The organism is Streptomyces sp. NPDC002057 (assembly GCF_040296665.1).
GTDB lineage: Bacteria > Actinomycetota > Actinomycetes > Streptomycetales > Streptomycetaceae > Streptomyces.
On record NZ_JBEOXR010000002.1, the window covers coordinates 204,883 to 226,166 of the forward strand.

18 protein-coding genes are annotated in these 21,284 nt (G+C 71.5%); 11 read left to right on the top strand and 7 right to left on the bottom strand.

Features of this window, described 5'->3' with window-relative positions; genetic code table 11:
• Positions 1-25 precede the first annotated feature (25 nt).
• Positions 26-1,018: an ArsR/SmtB family transcription factor gene (locus tag ABT129_RS02775; protein ID WP_351895687.1), complete on the bottom strand. Its 993-nt coding sequence runs from the start codon at positions 1,016-1,018 to the stop codon at positions 26-28.
• A 79-nt stretch (positions 1,019-1,097) separates the two neighbouring features.
• On the opposite strand from ABT129_RS02775, the gene ABT129_RS02780 reads away from it, so the two are divergent.
• From ABT129_RS02780 to icmA, 4 genes are all read left to right on the top strand, one after another.
• Complete coding sequence (locus tag ABT129_RS02780; protein WP_351895689.1) at positions 1,098-2,510, top strand: MFS transporter; 1,413 nt, start codon at positions 1,098-1,100, stop codon at positions 2,508-2,510.
• A gap of 9 nt (positions 2,511-2,519) precedes the next feature.
• On the top strand, positions 2,520-3,029 hold the full coding sequence (locus ABT129_RS02785; RefSeq protein WP_351895692.1) for a MarR family winged helix-turn-helix transcriptional regulator: 510 nt from the start codon (positions 2,520-2,522) through the stop codon (positions 3,027-3,029).
• Between the two features lie 43 nt (positions 3,030-3,072).
• Positions 3,073-3,405 carry a DUF3817 domain-containing protein gene (locus tag ABT129_RS02790; protein WP_351895694.1) on the top strand — a complete coding sequence of 111 codons (333 nt, stop codon included), beginning with the start codon at positions 3,073-3,075 and terminating at the stop codon, positions 3,403-3,405.
• Between the two features lie 72 nt (positions 3,406-3,477).
• Entirely contained in the window at positions 3,478-5,178 is a 1,701-nt protein-coding gene (gene icmA, locus ABT129_RS02795; protein ID WP_351895697.1) for a coenzyme B12-dependent isobutyryl-CoA mutase large subunit, read from the top strand.
• Between the two features lie 178 nt (positions 5,179-5,356).
• Here icmA and ABT129_RS02800 read toward each other — a convergent pair whose 3' ends face one another.
• Positions 5,357-5,989 carry a TetR/AcrR family transcriptional regulator gene (locus ABT129_RS02800; protein WP_351895699.1) on the bottom strand — a complete coding sequence of 211 codons (633 nt, stop codon included), beginning with the start codon at positions 5,987-5,989 and terminating at the stop codon, positions 5,357-5,359.
• 328 nt (positions 5,990-6,317) lie between these two features.
• Here ABT129_RS02800 and ABT129_RS02805 point away from each other — a divergent pair, with 328 nt between their 5' ends.
• From ABT129_RS02805 to ABT129_RS02825, 5 genes are all read left to right on the top strand, one after another.
• Positions 6,318-7,295, top strand: coding sequence for a tetratricopeptide repeat protein (locus tag ABT129_RS02805; RefSeq protein WP_351895702.1), 978 nt, complete (start codon positions 6,318-6,320; stop codon positions 7,293-7,295).
• A 592-nt stretch (positions 7,296-7,887) separates the two neighbouring features.
• Positions 7,888-8,550, top strand: coding sequence for a DUF6230 family protein (locus tag ABT129_RS02810; protein WP_351895704.1), 663 nt, complete (start codon positions 7,888-7,890; stop codon positions 8,548-8,550).
• A 104-nt stretch (positions 8,551-8,654) separates the two neighbouring features.
• Entirely contained in the window at positions 8,655-9,206 is a 552-nt protein-coding gene (locus tag ABT129_RS02815; protein WP_351895706.1) for a DUF6114 domain-containing protein, read from the top strand.
• On the top strand, positions 9,196-10,488 hold the full coding sequence (locus ABT129_RS02820; protein WP_351895709.1) for a hypothetical protein: 1,293 nt from the start codon (positions 9,196-9,198) through the stop codon (positions 10,486-10,488). Before ABT129_RS02815 ends, ABT129_RS02820 begins: the two co-directional genes overlap by 11 nt.
• Before the next feature lie 455 nt (positions 10,489-10,943).
• The gene (locus ABT129_RS02825) at positions 10,944-11,882 is read left to right on the top strand and encodes a hypothetical protein (RefSeq protein WP_351895711.1); all 939 of its coding nucleotides are present in this window, start codon (positions 10,944-10,946) and stop codon (positions 11,880-11,882) included.
• 85 nt (positions 11,883-11,967) lie between these two features.
• On the opposite strand, the gene pyk is transcribed toward ABT129_RS02825, so the two are convergent.
• The 3 genes from pyk to pta all read right to left on the bottom strand — a co-directional run bounded on the left by pyk (position 11,968) and on the right by pta (position 16,824).
• Entirely contained in the window at positions 11,968-13,398 is a 1,431-nt protein-coding gene (gene pyk / locus ABT129_RS02830) for a pyruvate kinase (protein ID WP_351895713.1), read from the bottom strand.
• 82 nt (positions 13,399-13,480) lie between these two features.
• The gene (locus ABT129_RS02835; protein WP_351895715.1) at positions 13,481-14,734 is read right to left on the bottom strand and encodes an acetate kinase; all 1,254 of its coding nucleotides are present in this window, start codon (positions 14,732-14,734) and stop codon (positions 13,481-13,483) included.
• Complete coding sequence (gene pta / locus ABT129_RS02840; RefSeq protein ID WP_351895717.1) at positions 14,731-16,824, bottom strand: phosphate acetyltransferase; 2,094 nt, start codon at positions 16,822-16,824, stop codon at positions 14,731-14,733. The genes ABT129_RS02835 and pta overlap by 4 nt, the downstream gene beginning before the upstream one ends.
• A 332-nt stretch (positions 16,825-17,156) precedes the next feature.
• Between pta and ABT129_RS02845 the strand changes: the two genes are divergently transcribed.
• Positions 17,157-18,182, top strand: coding sequence for an ATP-dependent 6-phosphofructokinase (locus tag ABT129_RS02845; RefSeq protein ID WP_351895720.1), 1,026 nt, complete (start codon positions 17,157-17,159; stop codon positions 18,180-18,182).
• Between the two features lie 357 nt (positions 18,183-18,539).
• Positions 18,540-19,703, top strand: coding sequence for a helix-turn-helix domain-containing protein (locus ABT129_RS02850; RefSeq protein WP_351895722.1), 1,164 nt, complete (start codon positions 18,540-18,542; stop codon positions 19,701-19,703).
• 13 nt (positions 19,704-19,716) lie between these two features.
• Here the strand turns inward: ABT129_RS02850 and ABT129_RS02855 are convergent, their stop codons facing one another.
• Entirely contained in the window at positions 19,717-20,463 is a 747-nt protein-coding gene (locus ABT129_RS02855; RefSeq protein WP_351895724.1) for a tyrosine-protein phosphatase, read from the bottom strand.
• A gap of 105 nt (positions 20,464-20,568) precedes the next feature.
• The gene (locus ABT129_RS02860; RefSeq protein WP_351895922.1) at positions 20,569-21,177 is read right to left on the bottom strand and encodes a helix-turn-helix domain-containing protein; all 609 of its coding nucleotides are present in this window, start codon (positions 21,175-21,177) and stop codon (positions 20,569-20,571) included.
• Between the last annotated feature and the right edge of the window lie 107 nt (positions 21,178-21,284).

Here is a 21,284-nt window from a genome sequence, read left to right on the forward strand (position 1 = left end):
CCGACCGCCGGGCCCGGCCCCGCGGTCAGCCGGCGCCGGGCTGCGACAGCGCGATCCCCAGCGGGGTCCGCTCGTAGAGCACCTGGTGGCCGTACCTGCGCGAGGTCAGCAGCCCCGCGTCCCGCAGCACCGACAGGTGCGCGGAGACGGAGGAGGGCGCCCGGCCGAGGAGGTGGGCCAGCGCCGTGGTCCCCATCGGCTCCGCCAGCGCGCACAGCACGTCCGCCCGCACCGGGCCGAGGAGCCGCCCGAGCGCCTCCGGGACGCGGTCCCGCGGCTCGGCCCACAGCCCGCCGATCCCGCGCGCCGGATACGCCACCGTCGGCTGCCACGGCGGATCGAAGCCGCTCACCACGTCCGGCCAGGTGAACACCGACGGCATCAGGACGAGCCCCTGCCCGTCCAACGGACGCACATGCTCACCGTGGTAGTCGACCCGGAGCGTCGCGGTCTCCGCGGCCCAGTCGAAGGCCGGGTGCAGCTCGGCCAGGAGGCGTTCGAGGCCGCCCTCCGCGAGCCGCCGCGAGTGGTACGCCACGTCCGCCTCCAGGAGCGCCCGCAGCCGGGGCCAGTCGGGCGCGACCAGCGCCTCCCAGGCGGCCTCCAGCAGATCCGCGAGGCGGTCCACCGCGCCCGCCGGATCGGCGAGCAGCCGCCGCCCCTCCGCCGTCGCGGCCGCCCCCGGCGTCTCGGCGAGCGCCCGCCGGAAGTCGTCGAGGGCGACGTCCGGCTGGGTCTCCCGTACGGCGGCGATCTCGTCCTCGAACGAGGCGGCCGGCCCGATCGGCGGCGGGTAGAGGCAGTCCGGGCTGTGCCCGTGCAGGGGCATCAGCAGCTGCAGCGGCCCCAGGTCGAGGCCGCGCGCGGCGTCCGCGATCCGCCGCAGCCACGGCAGGTGGTACCCCTGCTGCCGGGGCCGGGCGAGGACCCGCACGGCGGTGTGGGTCTCCCAGAGCGGCGAGATCGCGAACCGGATCCGCAGGGGGTCGGCCTCGCCGAAACGCAGGTGGTACGGCACGGCCCCGCCTCCCTCCGGAAGATTCGTCCGGACCCGAAAGTCTAGGGCGGAACCCCTCCCCGCGGGCACGCTGCGCCCCATGCCGAAGCACCACCGCCTCACGACCGCGCCGACGACGCCGGACCCGGGACCCGAGCCCGCGCCCGGGGCCCCGGCCGGCCTCGGTCCGTCGGCCGGGGCCGCGCCCGTCATCGCGCCGGCGATCACCGCGCCCGTGCCCGCACGCGGGCCCGAGCCCGAGGCCGTCCGGGCCCCCGGGCCCGAGCCCGAGGCCGTCCGCGCCCCCGGCTACCGGGCCGTCTTCCGGGTCCGTGAGTTCCGGGTGGTGTTCGTCGCGCACCTCTGCTCGCTGCTCGGGGTCGTCGTCAGCGAACTCGCGCTCACCGTGCTCGTCTACGAGCTCACCCGGTCCCCGCTGCTCTCCTCGCTCACCTTCGCCCTCGGCTTCCTGCCGTACCTCGTCGGCGGCACCCTGCTCGCCGGGGTCGCCGACCGGTATCCGCCGCGCCGGGTGCTCGTCGTGTGCGACCTGGTCTGCGCGGGGTGCGTCGCCGTCATGGTGCTGCCCGCCACCCCCGTCGCCGGGCTGCTCGTGCTGCGCTGCGCGGTCGCCGCCGTCGCGCCCGTCTTCCAGGGGACCCGGATGGCGACCCTGGCCGACGTCCTGGGCGAGGGCGACCTCTTCGTCCTCGGCCGCTCGCTCCTGCGGATCGTCTCGCAGACCGCCCTGCTCGCCGGGTTCGGCGTCGGCGGTCTGCTGCTCACCGCGGTCGCGCCGCGCGGCGCCCTCGCCCTCACCGTCGCCACCTTCCTGGTCTCGGCCGCCCTCCTCCGCCTCGGCACCCGCCGCCGGCCCGCCCGCGCGGCCGGGGGCGGCCGGCAGGGCCTCGGCGGGACCTGGGGCGTGCTGCGGAACCGCCGGATCCGGGCCCTGATGCTGCTCTTCTGGGTGCCGCCGCTGTTCGTCGTCGTGCCGGAGGCGCTGGCCGCTCCGTACGCCGACGAGATCGGGGTCTCCACGGCCGCGCTCGGGCTCCTGATGTGCGCGATGCCGGTCGGCACCATCGCGGGCGAGCTGTTCGCCGGCTCCGCGCTGAGCGCGGCCACCCGCTCGCGGATCGTCCAGCCGCTGCTGCTCGCCGGCTTCCTGCCGTTCCTCCTCTACGCGCTCCGGCCCGGCCTCGCCCTCGCGGTCCTCGCGCTCGCCCTGGCGGGCGCGGCCGGCGCGTACACGCTGGGGCTCGACGCCTGGTTCGTCGAGGCGGTTCCCGAGGAGCAGCGCGGGCGCGCGATGACCCTGATGACGGCGGGCATGATGACCGTCCAGGGCGTCGGCATGGCGGGCGCGGGGCTCGCCGCCGAGTTCCTGCCGGTCCACGTGGTGGTCGCGGGCACCGGGGTCCTCGCCACGGTCGGCGTGGTGGCACTGGTCGCGGAGGTGCGGGCGACCGAAAGGCGAGACGGGGCTGACCGGCATATGACCAGTCGGTAAGGTCGACGCGTGCCGAAGCCGCTCAGTCTCCCCTTCGACCCCATCGCCCGCGCCGACGAACTGTGGCAGAAGCGCTGGGGCCCGGTCCCCTCGATGGCCGCGATCACCTCGATCATGCGCGCCCACCAGATCCTCCTCGCGGAGGTCGACGCCGTCGTCAAGCCGTACGGACTGACCTTCGCGCGGTACGAGGCCCTGGTGCTGCTCACCTTCTCGAAGGCGGGCGAGCTGCCGATGTCCAAGATCGGCGAGCGGCTGATGGTGCACCCCACCTCGGTGACGAACACGGTGGACCGGCTGGTGAGGTCCGGTCTCGTCGACAAGCGCCCCAACCCGAACGACGGCCGCGGCACCCTCGCGTCCATCACCGAGAAGGGCCGCGAGGTGGTGGAGGCCGCGACCCGCGACCTGATGGAGATGGAGTTCGGGCTCGGCGCGTACGACGCGGAGGAGTGCGCCGAGATCTTCGCGATGCTGCGCCCGCTGCGGGTCGCGGCCGAGGATTTCGACGAGAGCTGACCCGCGCGAAGATCGCCCGGAACGTGCCGTTACGCTCGACGGCATGAAATCCAGCGTGCTGACCCGCTACCGCGTCATGGCGTACATCACCGCCGTCATGCTCCTGATCCTCTGCGCGTGCATGGTCGCCAAGTACGGTTTCGACACCGGCGAGAGCCTGACCTTCGCGGTCTCCCAGACCCACGGCGTCCTGTACATCATCTACCTGGTCTTCGCCTTCGACCTGGGCTCCAAGGCGCGGTGGCCGTTCGGCAAGCTCCTGTGGGTGCTGGTGTCGGGGACCATTCCGTTCGCCGCTTTCTTCGTCGAGCGCAAGATCGCCGCCGAGACGCTTCCGCTGGTCAGCGGCGCGCGGCCGGAGCCGGCCAAGGCCTGACCCCCCACCTCCGCACACATGTGCGGAGGTTCGCCATCGACATTTACTAGGACGTCCTAGTAAATTCGAAGCATGGACGCTGACGCCATCGAGGAAGGCCGCCGTCGCTGGCAGGCCCGTTACGACAAGGCCCGCAAGCGGGACGCGGACTTCACCACGCTCTCCGGCGACGCCGTCGAGCCCGTCTACGGGCCCCGGCCCGGCGACACCTACGAGGGATTCGAGCGCATCGGCTGGCCGGGCGAGTACCCCTACACCCGGGGACTCCACCCGACCGGCTACCGGGGCCGGACCTGGACCATCCGCCAGTTCGCCGGCTTCGGCAACGCCGAGCAGACCAACGAGCGGTACAAGATGATCCTGGCCGCCGGCGGCGGCGGGCTCTCCGTCGCCTTCGACATGCCCACGCTCATGGGCCGTGACTCCGACGACCCCCGCTCCCTCGGCGAGGTCGGCCACTGCGGTGTCGCCATCGACTCCGCCGCCGACATGGAGGTCCTCTTCAAGGACATCCCGCTCGGCGACGTCACCACCTCGATGACGATCTCCGGCCCGGCCGTGCCCGTCTTCTGCATGTACCTGGTCGCCGCCGAGCGCCAGGGCATCGACCCCGCCGTGCTCAACGGCACGCTCCAGACGGACATCTTCAAGGAGTACATCGCGCAGAAGGAGTGGCTCTTCGAGCCCGAGCCCCATCTGCGTCTCATCGGCGACCTGATGGAGCACTGCGCGCAGGGCATCCCCGCCTACAAGCCGCTCTCCGTCTCCGGCTACCACATCCGCGAGGCCGGGGCGACGGCCGCGCAGGAGCTCGCCTACACCCTCGCCGACGGCTTCGGCTACGTCGAACTCGGCCTCAGCCGCGGCATGGACGTCGACGTCTTCGCCCCCGGCCTCTCCTTCTTCTTCGACGCGCACCTCGACTTCTTCGAGGAGATCGCCAAGTTCCGCGCCGCCCGCCGGATCTGGGCGCGCTGGATGAAGGAGGTGTACGGCGCCAAGACCGACAAGGCCCAGTGGCTCCGCTTCCACACCCAGACCGCCGGTGTCTCCCTCACCGCGCAGCAGCCCTACAACAACGTCGTCCGCACCGCGGTCGAGGCCCTCTCCGCCGTCCTCGGCGGCACCAACTCCCTCCACACCAACGCCCTCGACGAGACCCTCGCGCTCCCCAGCGAGCAGGCCGCCGAGATCGCGCTCCGCACCCAGCAGGTGCTGATGGAGGAGACCGGCGTCGCCAACGTCGCCGACCCCCTCGGCGGCTCCTGGTACGTCGAGCAGCTCACCGACCGCATCGAGGCCGACGCCGAGAAGATCTTCGACCAGATCAAGGAGCGCGGCCGCCGCGCCCACCCCGACGGCAAGCACCCGATCGGCCCGATCACCTCCGGCATCCTGCGCGGGATCGAGGACGGCTGGTTCACCGGCGAGATCGCCGAGTCCGCCTTCCAGTACCAGCGCTCCCTGGAGAAGGGCGACAAGCGGGTCGTCGGCGTCAACGTCCACCACGGCTCCGTCACCGGCGACCTGGAGATCCTCCGGGTCAGCCACGAGGTCGAGTGGGAGCAGGTCCGCGTCCTCGGCGAGCGCAAGGAGCGCCGTGACGACGCCAAGGTCCGCGCCTCCATCGACGCGATGCTCGCCGCCGCCCGGGACGGCTCGAACATGATCGTCCCGATGCTGGAGGCCGTACGCGCCGAGGCCACGCTCGGCGAGATCTGCGACGCGCTGCGCGACGAGTGGGGCGTCTACACGGAGCCCCCGGGCTTCTGACCCCTCGCACGGACAGGGGTGGTCGAGCCCTCGGACGGACGGGGAGGGTCGATCGCTCGCACGGACGGGGAGGCTCGATCCCCCGCACGGACAGCGAGGGTTGATCCCTCGTGCGGGACAGGGGCGGTACGGGAGTTCCCGTACCGCCCCTGTCGTGTTCCGCGCCCGGGTCGCGCCCCTATCGCGCGACCGCCGCCGCCGCGCCCAGGCCGCCCACCAGGAGGGCCGAGAGGCGGGCCACCCACGGCTCGTCCACCGGCTCCGCGCTGACCAGGGCCCGGTGCACGACCGCGCCCGCGATCACGTCGAAGATGAGGTCGTCGGTGGCGTCCACCGCGACCGGGTCGCGGTCCGCCGGGAGCTCGCCGCGCAGCTGCGCCCGCATCCTGCCCTCCAGGACGAGCCGCTTCTGCCGGTCGACGATCGAGGCGCGTATCCGCTCCCGAAGGGGTTCGTCGCGCGTCGACTCGGCCACCACCGCCATCAGGGCCGTCTTGGTCTCGGGCCGTTCGAGGAGGGCCGCGAACTGCAGGACCACGTGTTCGATGTCGGCCTGCAGGGAACCCAGGTCGGGCAGTTCGAGTTCGTCGAAGAGAACGGCGACGGCGTCCACCACGAGCTCGCTCTTGTTGGCCCAGCGGCGGTACAGGGTCGTCTTCGCGACCCCCGCCCGGCCGGCGACGTCCCCCATCGTGAGCTTGGACCAGCCCAGCTCGACCAGGGCCGCGCGGGTCGCCTCCAGGATGGCCGTGTCGGCCTCGGTGGAGCGGGGGCGACCGGTACGGCTGCGGGGGTTGGTGCGGCTACACATGAACGTCGACCATACCCGCCGGTAGGTAGGGCGCCAGGGGCCCGGCGTGTGAGGCAGTTCACCGTACGGATCCGGCCCGCGCCCTCCCCCCGGCTCCGCCCGGACAGTTACGCTACGACCTGTAGCGAAAGGCATTGAGCGGCCTGAGCGACAACCGCAGTGCCGGGTGGGGACCCGGTGTACGACCCGCGCCGGATGGGGATCCGGTGGGGACCGAAGACGAAGAACCGTGTCGCCCCCACGTCTCGCACACCGGCGGGAGGCCTGGGGACGGCACGGTTCAGCCATGACTTACCGGTTACGCGCGCGGAAGGGGGAGGATGTACCCATGCAGCCCCGAAACATGTCCATGAGCGGCGTCGTCGACCTCGCCGCGGTGAAGGCGGCCGGAGAGGCCAAGGCGAAGGCGGAGCAGACGCGCGCCGAAGTCGCGCGGCAGGGTGGCTCCGCCGCCGTGCCCCCCTCCGCCCTGGTGATCGACGTCGACGAGGCGGGCTTCGAGCGCGATGTGCTCCAGCGCTCCGCCGAGGTCCCGGTCGTCCTCGACTTCTGGGCCGAGTGGTGTGAGCCGTGCAAGCAGCTCGGCCCCCTCCTGGAGCGGCTCGCCGTCGAGTACAACGGCCGCTTCCTGCTCGCGAAGATCGACGTCGACGCCAACCAGATGCTGATGCAGCAGTTCGGCATCCAGGGAATTCCGGCCGTTTTCGCGGTGGTCGCCGGTCAGGCGCTGCCGCTCTTCCAGGGCGCCGTGCCCGAGGCCCAGATCCGCGAGACCCTCGACCAGCTGATCCAGGTCGGCGAGGAGCGCTTCGGCCTCACCGGCATCGCCGTCGACGCTGACGCCGACGGCTCCGGTGACGGTGCCGACCGGGCCGCGCACCCCGTGGGCCCGTACGACGCGCTCCTCGAAGCGGCCATGTCCGCGCTCGACGCGGGTGACCTGGCGGGCGCCGTCCAGGCGTACAAGAACGTCCTCGCCGACGACCCGGCCCACCCGGAGGCCAAGCTCGGTCTGGCCCAGGCCGAACTCCTCGCCCGGGTGCAGGACCTGGATCCGGCCGCCGTCCGCAAGGCCGCCGCCGATGGCCCGGCCGACGTCCCGGCGCAGATCGCCGCCGCCGACCTCGATCTGGCGGGCGGTCATGTGCAGGACGCCTTCGGGCGCCTCGTGGAGACCGTGCGCCGCACGGCGGGCGAGGACCGGGACGCCGCGCGGCTGCGGCTCCTGGAGCTCTTCGAGGTGATCGGCGCCGACGACCCGCGCGTCACGGCGGCCCGCCAGGCCCTGGCCCGGGTGCTTTTCTGATCTTGCCGGCGGGTGCCGGATCGCCCGGCGATTTGGCATCGGGATGACAAAAGGCGGCCGCGCTTTACCAAAACTTGGTAATCGCGGCCGCTGTTACTTGCAGTAAATCAAACCTGCGGTTCTGTCCGCATTCTTCCGGCGATCTGCCGATATAGAACCCCGTGCGAAGGCACCCAGCGTGCCCGTTCGATCCCGCCCCGCCATGGTGCGGTTATCCACCCGTTACTAGCCAGTAACGAACCCCCTTGTGCGGGCGACCGGAATGGACCACGATCGGCGACGCCCGGTCCGAACCGCACCACCCCGGCAACCACCCGGGAAAGCGGCGAGGGTCCCCACCGGGCGGACCGGTGTTCCGGCACCGGTCGTGGACAGGGGGGTTCCCGCTCTCACCGAACGGGGCCTGTCCAAGCAGGCCGCGTTCAATGGCGCGGCCCATGGTTGTCGCTCGGGGGTGATCGCCGGTGAATCGGACGCGCATCGCGCCGCCGTATGCCTCGGCGCTCTCCTTCCCGAGGACGTAGCTCTTCTCCCATCCCAGGACGGGCCCCCGGCCCTTCCGGAGATGTACGTCCGAGAAGGAGGAATTCTCATGAAGTCCCAGGTTCGTGGCGGGACCAGATGGAAGCGTTTCGCCATCGTCATGGTCCCGAGTGTGGCCGCGACGGCCGCGATCGGTGTCGGCCTGGCCCAGGGTGCGCTCGCCGCGTCCTTCGCCATCTCCGGCCAGGAGTTCAAGGTCTCCACCGACAAGCTCGAAGGCACCGAGTTCGTCCAGTACGGCAGTGTCGCCAAGGGCAAGAAGCTGGACGGCACGCCGTTCGGCGCCCCGGTCGCGGTCTCCGGCTTCGACACGGCCAAGATCACCAACATGTGCCAGTCGGTCGTGACGCCGGTTCCGGGTCTGGGTGACATCACCCTCCGCCTGGAGGCGGGCACCTCGGGCGCCTCCGACCTCGACCGGCGGGTCGACGCGAAGGAACTGTACCTCGACGTCTCCTACCTCGAGGCCGACGCCGAGTTCAAGCAGATCGACATCGGTGTCGCCGCCGGTTCGCTCCCGAAGAAGCCCGGTGGGCAGGGCATCCAGCCCAACACCGAGGCCAACGACCACGGCTTCGCCCAGCGCGCCGACAGCGTCGTCCTGACCAACGTCAGGCAGAAGGCGTGGGCCACCACGGCCGCCACCTTCAAGCTCCCCGACCTCAACCTGTCGCTGCACCGGGGCACTTCGAAGGAGTGCTTCAAGGGCTGATCCGCCCTCAGGGTGCGGGCCGCTCACGCGGCCCGCACCCGCTCCGGGGCGCGTCCCCGCTTCTCAACCCCTCTCAGCAACACCGCTTCCAGGGAGCTGTTTCCATGAGCGCCGAGACCCCTGCCTCCCACGGAGTCCCCAAGCAGGACAACCGGTTCAAGGTCTGGCGGCAGACCCGGCCCTTCTGGGCAGGGTTGTTCACCATCATCGGTGGACTGCCGATCGCCTATCTCCCCTACGGGGACCTGCGGCTCGGCAACATCACCATGGCCATGAAGACGACCGCGGGTTCAGGCGCCCTGATCATCGGCGTCCTGCTCATCACGCTCGGTCTCACGATGTGGTTCCAGCCCATCGTCCGGGTCTTCGCCGGTGTCGCCACGATCGTGCTGGGGCTGGTCTCCATTCCCGTGTCGAACTTCGGTGGTCTCCTCGTCGGATTCCTGTTCTCCCTCGTCGGCGGCGGCATGTCCGTGGCCTGGGCGCCCGCGCCACCGGTGGAGGAGGCCGTCGACGCCGAGGACGACGGTGAGCGCGGAACGGCCGACGAGACCGAGGCCCTGTGGGCCGCCGGTGTCCCGGAGCAGCGCGAGGCGGAGCACCACGCGACCGAAACGACGATCGACGCCAACGGCGGGAGGAACAGTGCGGGGTGACGAGACTCAGTCGGCGCTCGCGAAGGGTGGCCCGCGGCACGCGGCCCCGCGCAAGTCGCTGCTGAACAGGATCCAGGGCCCCGCGGGCAAGGCGATGGCGCTGGCCGCCATGCCGACCGCGGTGTTCGTGGGCATGGGCCTCACGCCGAAGATCGCCCTCGCCGACGACAAGGACATCCCCTTCGCGCCCGGCCCGTGCGTGACCCGCTCCGACGAGCCGGTGACCGAGGAGCCGACGAAGCCGGCCGAGACCGCGAAGCCGACCCCGTCGGCGACCGCGACCCCCTCCGCGACGGCCACCCCGACCGCCACCGCCACCCCGACCGCCACCGGGACGCCGACGCCGACCGCGACGGAGACCCAGCAGGCGACCACGCAGCAGACGCAGGAGCGGGCGAAGGCCACCGCCGGCGCGCCGACCGCGACGCCGACGCCGACGGCCACACCCACGCCGACGAAGTCGAAGAACCCGCTGGACCCGCTGGGCGTGGGCGACGCCCTGAAGGACCTGTTCGACGGCCCGGATCCGAAGCCGACACCCACGACGACGGCCCCGACCACGCAGGCCCCGGCCAAGCCGGCGACCGCCGACGACCCGACCACCGCGCCGAAGCCGACGACCGCGGCGCCGAAGCCGACCGCCGACCCGACGACCGACCCGGCCGCCGAGAAGACGAAGACGGCGATAGAGAAGGCGGCCGAGGAGGCCGGCGTCAAGGTCGAGGAGCTGCCGGAGAGCGCCCAGGGCCTCGACCCCAAGAAGGACGAGTCCATACCCGAGGGCGCCAAGCCCCGCTTCCCGTGCCCCGAGCGCGACGACGCGGCGCTCGCGGCGGCCGAGGTGGAGCCCGGCCTCCCGCTGCTCCCGGACGAGCCGTGGCGCCTGGAGAGCTCGGTGCTCACGCTGAGCGGCCTGAAGTACCACGGCATCGTCGAGGTGCGGACGTACGGCGGCAAGATCAAGAAGGTCCTGAAGTTCACCGCGAGCTCGGTGGGGATCAAGGACCTGCACCAGATGACGGAGCACTCCCCGGGACTGACGGCCCACGTCCGTTCCAAGAGGGGTTCGACGTCGACCATCACCGGCGGCACGGTGACGATGTACACGGAGGAGCTGAAGGGCAACCTCCTCGGCATCATCCCGATCACCTTCGGGCCCGAGTCGCCGCCTCCGCTCAACCTCCCGGAGATCCTCTTCACCAACGTGAAGCTCAAGCAGGCCGGCCAGTTCGGCGGCACCCTCAAGGTCGAGGACCTGCGCAACACGATCGAGCCCAGCTGATCCCGTATCTCCGGGAGCCGCACCGAACCGTGGGCCGCACTCGCTTCGCCGGGTGCGGCCCACGGCGTGGGTATCGGGGGAGTATTCACCAGGCAGAACATGGAGCAGGTCGGTGAGCCACAACCTCAGAACCCCTGCACGCTGGGCATCGGATTCGACGGTTGCACGGTCAATTTCAAGCTGACGTTCAACGTCACCGTCGACTTCTACCTCTGCCAGGACCCCGACGTCGGAGACGCTCCGACGGCCGCCAATTAAGCGGCGACCACGTGGGTGGGAAGCCAGCGGTTCGACAACCAGGTTGTCCTGACGGACGACTTCGTCCAGTGCTCCAAGGGAAGCGTCTCAGGATGCCTGTGGGCTGCGAGCAACTTCATCCCGGGGAAGAAGATCGCTGACGCGATCGACGCCGCGGAACAGCTTCCCGGCAGAAACCGGCGTGCTGATGGCCTCCGGTGTCTTCCGTCACCGATCGTCGTGATCTTTCCCCGCGGACCGTCTACGACCTGACGGTCGGTGAACTGCACACCTTCTATGTCGGCACCGTGGGCGACTATTCCAGGAATATTGTGGTTCACAATTGCCTGAACATAGTCGGCGATGAAGGTATCGGGGGAGCGCATACTCTGGGTGACGGGGAATGCCGTGGTGATGTCGCTCAAGTGTGTCGGCAAGGGGCACTCGAGAAAGTATGTCGTCTACACCTCCTACCCCGAATAGAGTTGATGATGATGTCGCGTCATGAATTTGACGAAGACTTCGGACTCAGCGGGATCGCCGGCAAGTTCCAGTACCCGCATGTACCACTGGATGACGCTGCCGCTGCGGCCGCTCTCGTCACGGCGATGGCGGAAGAACGCGATGGCACTTACGGCATCTGGCTGCTGAAGGACGTCCGCCGCCTGCTTGCGTCGCCACTACCTGACGATGTCATCGTCCGTCTGTGGCTTGCTGTGACGGCCACGCACTTCGATCCGACACGGCATGGCATGAGCGGACGGGACTGGATGGAGCGCATTGCTGAACTCTGTGCCGATCGGGTCCCTCAGGGCGATCACGCTGCGGTACCGGATCTTCCGGAGCCAGTGATCGACGAGGGGTTGACGAAATCCGTTCTCGAGCAGGTTCGCGGTGTCGGCCCCATGCTGGCCGAGGCTGCTGTGACGACTTCTCACGCGGTTCCGTTGGCGGACATCGTGGCGCCGCTGGAAAAGGTGATCGCCGAGGTCGACGCGGACCTCGGGTTCAGACTGTTCCTGCGCGCGCTGAAGGCCTACTTCGTGAGGATCAGCGCAGTACGACAGGAAAGTCTGCTCGCGTTGGGCGAGCGCTTCGGTTACAACCGTGACGTCGTCGATGAAGGTTGTCTCAACGTGTGGCCTGAGCTCGACTGACCTCGGACGACAGGCACACGTGCCCGTGGGCCGCACCCCTGGAAAGGGGTGCGGCCCACCGTCGTACTGGTGTCCGGGGAGGACGTCAGCCGCGCTCGGTGCCGCCGAGGTGGTGGACGCGGACCATGTTGGTCGTGCCGGGGACGCCGGGGGGCGAGCCGGCGGTGATGATCATGGTGTCGCCCTCGTTGTGGCGCTGGAGCTTCAGGAGCTCGGCGTCGACCAGGTCGACCATCGCGTCGGTGTTGTCCACGTGCGGGACGACGAAGGACTCGACGCCCCAGCTCAGGGTGAGCTGGTTGCGGGTGTTCTCGTCCGTCGTGAAGGCGAGGATCGGCTGCTGGACGCGGTAGCGGGAGAGGCGGCGGGCCGTGTCGCCGGACTGGGTGAAGGCGACGAGCGCCTTGCCGCCCAGGAAGTCGGCGATCTCGCAGGCCGCGCGGGCGACGGCGCCGCCCTGGGTGCGCGGCTTCTTGCCCGGGACCAGCGGCTGGAGGCCCTTGGAGAGCAGCTCCTCCTCGGCCGCGGTGACGATCTTCGACATCGTCTTCACGGTCTCGATCGGGTAGGCGCCGACCGAGGACTCGGCCGACAGCATGACCGCGTCCGCGCCGTCCAGGATCGCGTTGGCGACGTCGCTCGCCTCGGCGCGGGTCGGACGGGAGTTGGTGATCATCGACTCCATCATCTGGGTCGCGACGATGACCGGCTTGGCGTTACGGCGGCACATCTCCACCAGGCGCTTCTGCACCATCGGGACCCGCTCCAGCGGGTACTCGACGGCGAGGTCGCCACGGGCCACCATGACCGCGTCGAAGGCCGCGACGACGGCCTCCATGTTCTCGACTGCCTGCGGCTTCTCCACCTTGGCGATGACGGGGACCCGGCGGCCCTCCTCGTCCATCACCTTGTGGACGTCCTTGACGTCGTCGGCGTCGCGGACGAAGGAGAGGGCGACCATGTCGCAGCCCATGCGGAGCGCGAAGCGGAGGTCGTCGACGTCCTTCTCCGACAGGGCGGGGACGTTGACGGCCGCGCCGGGCAGGTTGATGCCCTTGTGGTCGGAGATGACACCGCCCTCGACGACGATCGTCTTGACCCGGGGGCCCTCGACCTCGACGACCCGCAGTTCGACGTTGCCGTCGTTGATCAGGACCTGGTCGCCCTTGGAGACGTCTCCGGGCAGGCCCTTGTAGGTGGTGCCGCAGATGGACTTGTCGCCGGGGACGTCCTCGGTGGTGATGGTGAACTCGTCACCGCGCACCAGCTCGACGGGGCCCTCGGCGAAGGTCTCGAGGCGGATCTTGGGACCCTGGAGGTCGGCGAGGACGCCGACGGCACGCCCGGTGTCCGCGGAGACCTGCCGGACGCGGTCGTACCGCTCCTGGTGCTCTGCCTGGGATCCGTGGCTGAAGTTGAATCGGGCCACGTTCATGCCGGCCTCGATGAGAGCCTTCAGCTGCTCATACGAGTCGACGGCGGGGCCCAGCGTGCAGACGATTTTGGAACGGCGCATGAGGCGGATCCTATCGGTTTGTTTCACTGCGGAATATTCCGACTGGCGGAAAGTACAAATGGGCGCGGGGGCGCTCAAGCGTTCACTCGTTCGAGCCCTCGGTGCTCGAAACGAGCGCGTAGCTCTGGCGCGCGATCTCCAGCTCCTCGTCCGTCGGCACCACGGCGACCGCCACCCGCGCGTACTCCGGCGAGATCAGCCTGGCCTCGTCCGAACGCACGGAGTTGAGGTCCGCGTCCACCGCGAGACCCAGCTCCTCAAGGCCCGCGATCGCGGCCTCCCGGACGGGGGCCGCGTTCTCCCCGACCCCTGCCGTGAACGCCACCGCGTCCACCCGGCCGAGCACCGCGTAGTACGCGCCGATGTACTTCTTCAGGCGGTGGATGTAGATGTCGAAGGCGAGCGCCGCCCGCGCGTCGCCCTCGTCGATCCGGCGGCGGATCTCCCGCATGTCGTTGTCGCCGCAGAGCCCGACCAGGCCGGACCTCTTGTTGAGCAGCTCGTCGATCTCGTCCGCCGACATGCCCGCCACCCGCTTGAGGTGGAAGGTGACCGCCGGGTCGATGTCGCCCGAGCGGGTGCCCATGACGAGACCCTCCAGCGGCGTCAGGCCCATCGAGGTGTCCACGCAGCGGCCGCCCTTCACCGCCGAGGCGGAGGCCCCGTTGCCCAGGTGCAGCACGATCACGTTCACCTCCTCCGGCTCCCTGCCGAGCAGCTTCGCCGTCTCCCGCGAGACGTACGCGTGCGAGGTGCCGTGGAAGCCGTACCGGCGGATCCGGTGCGCGTCGGCGGTCTCCACGTCGATCGCGTACCGCGCCGCCGACTCCGGCATCGTCGTGTGGAACGCGGTGTCGAAGACCGCGACCTGCGGCAGGTCGGGGCGGAGCGCCATCGCCGTACGGATGCCCGTGAGGTTCGCCGGGTTGTGCAGCGGCGCCACCGGCACGAGGCGCTCGATCTCCGCGAGCACCTCGTCGTCGATCACCGTCGGCTCGGTGAACCGCAGCCCGCCGTGCACCACCCGGTGCCCGATGGCGGCCAGCTCGGGGGAGTCCAGGCCGAGCCCGTCCGCCGCCAGCTCCTCGGCGACCGCCTTCAGCGCGGCCGCGTGGTCGGCGATCGGGCCGCTCTTCTCGCGCTTCTCCCCGCCGCCGCCCCGGAGCGGGGTGTGGACGAGCCGCGAGGTGTCCTCGCCGATGCGCTCCACGAGGCCCTGGGCGAGCCGGCTGTCGTCACGCATGTCGAGCAGCTGGTACTTCACCGACGAGGAGCCGGAGTTCAGCACCAGGACCCGGGAGGGGGCGGCGGGGACGGTGGGGGAGGGGGTGGTCATGCGGGGAGCTCCTGACCCTGGGCGGGGACCTGGGACTGGATCGCCGTGATGGCGACCGTGTTGACGATGTCGCTGACGAGCGCGCCGCGCGAGAGGTCGTTCACGGGCTTGCGCAGACCCTGGAGCACCGGGCCGACGGCCACGGCGCCGGCCGAACGCTGCACGGCCTTGTAGGTGTTGTTGCCGGTGTTGAGGTCCGGGAAGATCAGGACGGTCGCCTGCCCCGCCACCTCCGAGTCCGGCAGCTTCGTCGCCGCGACCGAGGGCTCGACGGCCGCGTCGTACTGGATGGGCCCCTCGATCCGCAGCTCCGGGTGCGCCTCGCGGACCAGCTTGGTCGCCTCCCGCACCTTGTCCACGTCGGCGCCGGAGCCCGAGGTGCCAGTCGAGTACGACAGCATCGCGATCCGCGGGTCGACGCCGAACCGGGCGGCGGTGGCCGCCGACTGGGCGGCGATGTCCGCGAGCTGCTCGGCGTTCGGGTCCGGGTTGACCGCGCAGTCGCCGTACACGAGGACCTTGTCGGCGAGGCACATGAAGAAGACCGAGGAGACGATCGAGGCGTCCGGCTTGGTCTTGATGATCTCGAAGGCGGGGCGGATCGTCGCGGCCGTGGAGTGCACCGAGCCGGAGACCATGCCGTCGGCCAGACCCTCCTGGACCATCAGGGTGCCGAAGTAGTTGACGTCCGAGACGACGTCGTACGCGAGCTCGACCGTGACGCCCTTGTGGGCGCGGAGCGCCGCGTACTTCTCGGCGAAGGAGTCGCGCAGCTCCGAGGTCTGCGGGTCGATCAGCTGCGTGTCGCCCAGGTCCACGCTCAGGTCGGCGGCCTTCTTGCGGATGACCTCGACGTCGCCGAGCAGGGTCAGGTCGCAGACGTCGCGGCGGATCAGCACGTCGGCGGCGCGGAGCACCCGCTCCTCGGTGCCCTCGGGGAGCACCACCCGGCGCCGGTCGGCGCGCGCCTGTTCGATGAGCTCGTGCTCGAACATCATCGGGGTGACCCGGCCGCTGCGGGCCACCGAGACCCGCTTGAGCAGGTCGGTGGTGTCCACGTGCCGCTCGAAGAGGCCGAGGGCGGTCTCCGCCTTGCGCGGGGTGGCGGCGTTCAGCTTGCCTTCGAGGGAGAAGAGTTCGGTCGCGGTCGGGAAGCTGTTGCCGGGTACGGAGACGACCGGGGTGCCGGGCGCGAGCTTGGCCGCCAGGGTCAGGATCGCGTCGGTGGGCCGCTCGTCGAGGGTGAGCAGCACGCCGGCGATGGGCGGGGTGCCGGCCGAGTGCGCGGCGAGCGCGCCGACCACCAGGTCGGCCCGGTCCCCGGGGGTCACGACGAGGCAGCCCGGGGTCAGCGCGTTGAGGAAGTTCGGCAGCATGGCGCCGCCGAAGACGAAGTCCAGGGCGTCGCGCGCGAGCCCGGCGTCGTCGCCGAGGACGACGGTGGCGCCGAGCGCGTGGGTGATCTGGGCGACGGTGGGCGCGGCGAGCGCCGGCTCGTCCGGCAGGACGTAGCAGGGCACGGGCAGCCGGGCGGCGAGCCGCTCGGCGATCGCCTCCCGGTCCTCGCCCGCCACCCGGTTGACGATCATCGCGAGCACGTCGCAGCCGAGTCCGTCGTACGCCCGGAAGGCGTTGCGGGCCTCGGCCCGTACCGACTCCGCCGGCTGGCCCTTGCCGCCGACGACGGGGATGACGGAGGCGCCGAACTCGTTGGCGAGCCGGGCGTTGAGCGCCAGCTCGTCGGGGAGCTGGGTGGCGGCGAAGTCGGTGCCGAGGACGAGGACGACCTCGTAGTCGCGGGCGACGGCGTGGAAGCGGTCGACCAGGAGCGACACCAGCTCGTCGGTGCCCTGCTCGGCCTGGAGGGCCGAGGCCTCGTGGTAGTCCATGCCGTAGACCGTCGAGGCGTCCTGCGAGAGCCGGTAGCGGGCGCGCAGCAGGTCGAAGAGCCGGTCGGGACCGTCGTGCACCAGCGGCCGGAACACCCCCACCCGGTCCACCTGTCGGGTGAGGAGCTCCATGACTCCCAACTCGACGACCTGGCGGCCGTCACCGCGGTCGATCCCGGTCACGTACACGCTGCGCGTCACGCCGTGGTCTCCTGTCCAGTGCTGCGGAAGGGGGCTCGCGGAGCACCGGGGGAGCGTGGCCTCGCGGCACGCTCGCGGTCCCCGCGCGGCCGACACGCTCGTCAACCGACTGTGCTCAGAAAGCCCCGATAGGGCGGCATTACCCCCTTGACAATACCCCCGCTGATGGTTACGACGCCCGCCGGACGAAGGGCCCCGGACCCCGGGACGAAAGGCCTCCGGCGAGGCCCCGGGAGGGACGCGCGGAACGGCCACGAGCGCGCCGCTCCGGCCGAGCGTGTGAGAATTGCGGTGCTCACAACGGAACGCGACCGAGCAGGAGACACAGCACGATGCGCATCGGAGTTCTCACCGCAGGCGGCGACTGCCCCGGCCTGAACGCAGTGATCCGGTCGGTCGTGCACCGGGCGCTCACCGGCCACGACGACGAGGTCATCGGCTTCGAGGACGGCTTCAAGGGCCTCCTCGACGGCCACTACCGGCCCCTCGACCTCAACGCGGTCAGCGGCATCCTGGCCCGCGGCGGCACCATCCTCGGCTCCGCGCGGCTGGAGCGGAACCGGCTGCGCGAGGCCGCCGAGTCCGCCACCGACCTGGCCCGCGAGTACGGCATCGACGTCCTCATCCCGATCGGCGGCGAAGGCACCCTGACCGCCGCCCGGATGCTCTCCGACGCCGGCATGCCCGTCGTCGGCGTCCCGAAGACGATCGACAACGACATCTCCTCCACGGACCGCACCTTCGGCTTCGACACCGCCGTCGGCGTCGCCACCGAGGCCATGGACCGGCTGAAGACCACCGCCGAGTCCCACCAGCGGGTGATGGTCGTCGAGGTGATGGGCCGCCACGCCGGCTGGATCGCCCTGGAGTCCGGCATGGCCGGCGGAGCGCACGGCATCTGCCTCCCCGAGCGGCCCTTCCAGATCGACGACCTCGTGAAGATGGTCGAGGAGCGTTTCGCCCGCGGCAAGAAGTTCGCCGTCATCTGCGTCGCCGAGGGCGCCCACCCGGCCCACGGTTCGATGGAGTACGCGAAGGGCGAGATCGACCAGTTCGGTCACGAGCGCTTCCAGGGCATCGGCAACCAGCTCGCCGTCGAACTGGAGGAGCGCCTCGGCAAGGAGGCCCGCCCGGTCATCCTCGGCCACGTCCAGCGCGGCGGCACGCCGACCGCGTACGACCGGGTGCTCGCCACCCGCTTCGGCTGGCACGCGGTGGAGGCGGCGCACCGCGGCGACTTCGGCCGGATGACGGCGCTGCGCGGCACGGACATCGAGATGGTGCCGCTCGCCGAGGCCGTCACCCAGCTCAAGACGGTCCCCGCGGACCGCATCCGCGAGGCCGAGTCGGTCTTCTAGGACCGGCTGTCACCTTCCCGTCGTCGCCCGGGGCAGACGGGAAGGTGACGACAGGCCCTGGCGGCTGCCGCCGACGGCCCGAGGGCTTTCGGCCCCGCGGCCGGGACCTCCGTCCCGACCTGTCCCGGATTCCGTCCCGTACCCGGTCCCGTACCCCGTCCCGGATCCCGTCCGGGACCGCACGCACCCGAGTGGCCCCGATCGTCCCCCGTGGACGGTCGGGGCCACTTCGCCGTGCCCGGCGTCACCCCCGTGAATGCCGGGTTTCCACTCTTGAGCCGGAGCGCGGGATCAACAAGGCTGGGGGCTTGTCCCGGACATGTCCCAACCCTGTCCGGCGGAAGGGATGAGGCGCGGATGGCACCGGGGCGGCACACCCCTGACCCGCGGGAGGCACACACCCCCGCCGAGTTCCTCGCGCTGCTCCAGGAACTCAAGGAACGGTCGGGCCTCACCTACCGCGAGCTGTCGGCCCGGGCGGAGGCGGCCGGGGACGTCCTGCCCCGGTCCACGGTGGCGAACATGCTGGCCCGCGCGACCCTGCCCCGAGCCGAGCTCCTGACCGCCTTCGTCCGCGCGTGCGGGGTCGCCGACCCGGCCGAGCTGGAGGCGTGGCGGACGGCACGGCGGAAGCTCGCGGGCCGGATGTGGCAGACGCCGCCGGGGGACGGGGAACCGGACGACGCGGAGGGCCGGGACGACGCGGAGGGGCGGGAGGACGCCGGGGGGCGGGAGGACGCCGGGAGTGGGGGCGCGGCCGAGGGTCTGGGTGATGCCGGCGGCGGCGCGGCCGAGGGTCCGGTTCTCGCCGGGGAAGGGGACGGCGGTTCTCCCGTCTGGCCCCGGGGCGACGATGTCCCGGGCGGCCGGGACGACGCCGCGGGCGGCGCCACCGGGGCCCGGTCGGGGGCCCCGTCCCGCATACGCCGTGCCCTCGTCGCGTCCGTCGCGGTGGCCGGGCTCGTCCTCGCCGGGGTCAGCGTCGTCGCCCTCCTCCGGGACGGCCGCGCCGGACCCGCCGGGCAGCCTCCCCGTACCGCGCCCGCCGTCCTCGTCGCCCCGGCCCCCGGCGACGTCCTCATACGGGTGGCCGGCACGGACTTCTGCCTCGCGGAGCGGCGCGGCACCCGCAGCGGGCAGGTCCACCAGGTGCCGTGTGCCGAGGCCGGCGTCCCGCTCTACTCCCTGGCCGCGCTGGGGCAGGGCCGGTGGAGGATCGTCTCCGACCACCCCGACTTCGGCCCCGGCTGCTCCGGCATACCCTCCGGCGGCCGCATACCCGGCTCCGCGTACGAGGACTCCGAGTGCGGCGACCCGAGCCGCGTCGAGGCCTTCGCCCTGGAGCCGTACGGCACCCCCGTCCGGGGCCACCGGATCGTCCCGGTCGGCTCCGCGACGCCCGGCGGCTGCGTCACCGTCGTCGGCGACCGCGCCGCCGCCTGGGCACGGCTCGCCGAGGCACCCTGCGCGCCGGACGCGGCCGGTCAGCTCTTCGTCTTCGAGCGGCGCGGCCGGGGGTGACGTGCCGTGCCGGTCAGGCCGGCGGCGCTACCACCAGCCGGGCCCTGAGCGTCGCCACCACCGACGGGTCGAGCCCGACGTGGCCGGTGACGTACGCGTCCACGGAGCCGTACCGCTCACGCAGGTCCGCCAGGAAGAGCCGGATGATGTCGGCCGGTGCCCGGCCGTATCCCGGCCAGCGGAGCTCGCGGCCCGGATGGGCCGTCCGCCAGTCGGCGATCAGCCGCTCCGTGGCCAGTTCGGTGAGGGCGAAGTCCGCGAGGATCTCCTCGTCCGGGACCCCCAGGAGGGCGAGGACGACGGCCGCCAGCAGACCCGTACGGTCCTTCCCGGACGCGCAGTGGAAGACGAGCGGTCCGTCGGCGGAGGCGATGACCTCCAGGGCCGTACGGAGTTCCACCGCGCCGTCCTCGGCGACCTCGGCGAACCGGTCGGCGAGGTAGCGCCAGGGGTCGAGGTCCGGGTCGATCTCCGCCTGGTCGTAGGGGCGGTGCTCGATGGAGAGGTTGTGCCAGGAGACGCCCTCGGTCTCCGGCAGGCGGCCCTTGGCGGCGATCTCCCACGGGTAGCGCAGGTCGATCACCGTGGCCACGCCCAGGGCGCGGAAGCGCTCCCGGTCGGCCGGATCGGCGTCGGTGAGCTTGGCGAGGGAGTCGGAGCGGTAGAGGGTCCCCCACCGCACGGAGCCGCCGTCGGCGGTCCGATAGCCGCCCAGGTCACGGAAGTTGTGGAGTCGTTCGAAGGGTATGTGTCGTCTCACGGCGCCAATCTACGGCCGTCGGGACCGATGATCCAGGCCCGATGATCATGGGATCGAGGGCCTGGGGCCCGATGGGCGGGGCGGACGGCAAGGTGACGACAGGCCCTAGGAGCCCACGGACGTCCAGAAGTGCCCGGCGATGTCGTCCAGGTACGCGCGGCCCTCGTCGCCGGTCGCCGCCGAGGCGCCCCAGCTGCTCGTCGCCACCATCCGGGCGTGGTACTCCGTGTGCAGCCGCTGCAGCGCGGACTCCAGGGTCCGCTTGGGCAGCGGCACCATCTTCACCACCGGTTTCACGTACGCCTGCCAGCGGGTGGTGGCGGCGCTGCGCAGCAGTTCGGCGAGGCGCTCGTCGCCGCCGGTCGCGGTGATCAGGGCGCGCGGGCCGAGACCGAGGACCTCCGCGAGCGCGGCGGTCTGACGCTCGGTGCCGCGCCAGCTGCTCTCGTCCTCCATCCGCTGGTACGCGGAGGCCGACACGCCCACCCGCCGGGCCAGCTCCTCGGCGGCGAGCCCGCGCGCCACCCGGTGCTCGCGCAGCGTGGTCGCGGCGGCGATCAGGTCGACGGGGGAGCACCAGAGGACACCCGCGAGGGCGGTGAGTTCCTGTTCGCCGGGGACGGCCCGGCCACGTTCCCAGGCGACGACGGTGTCGGGCTCGACGAAGAGGCCGTACTGGGCGCGGAGGCCGTACGCGACGTGGCCGGGGGCCATGCCGAGGGCCTCGCGCAGGCGGCGCGCGGCCAGGGCGTTGAAAGGCGGGGAGGGTTGGTGCACGCGGCCACGGTAGGTGCGGAGGGTGACGGCTGGATACGGTGTGT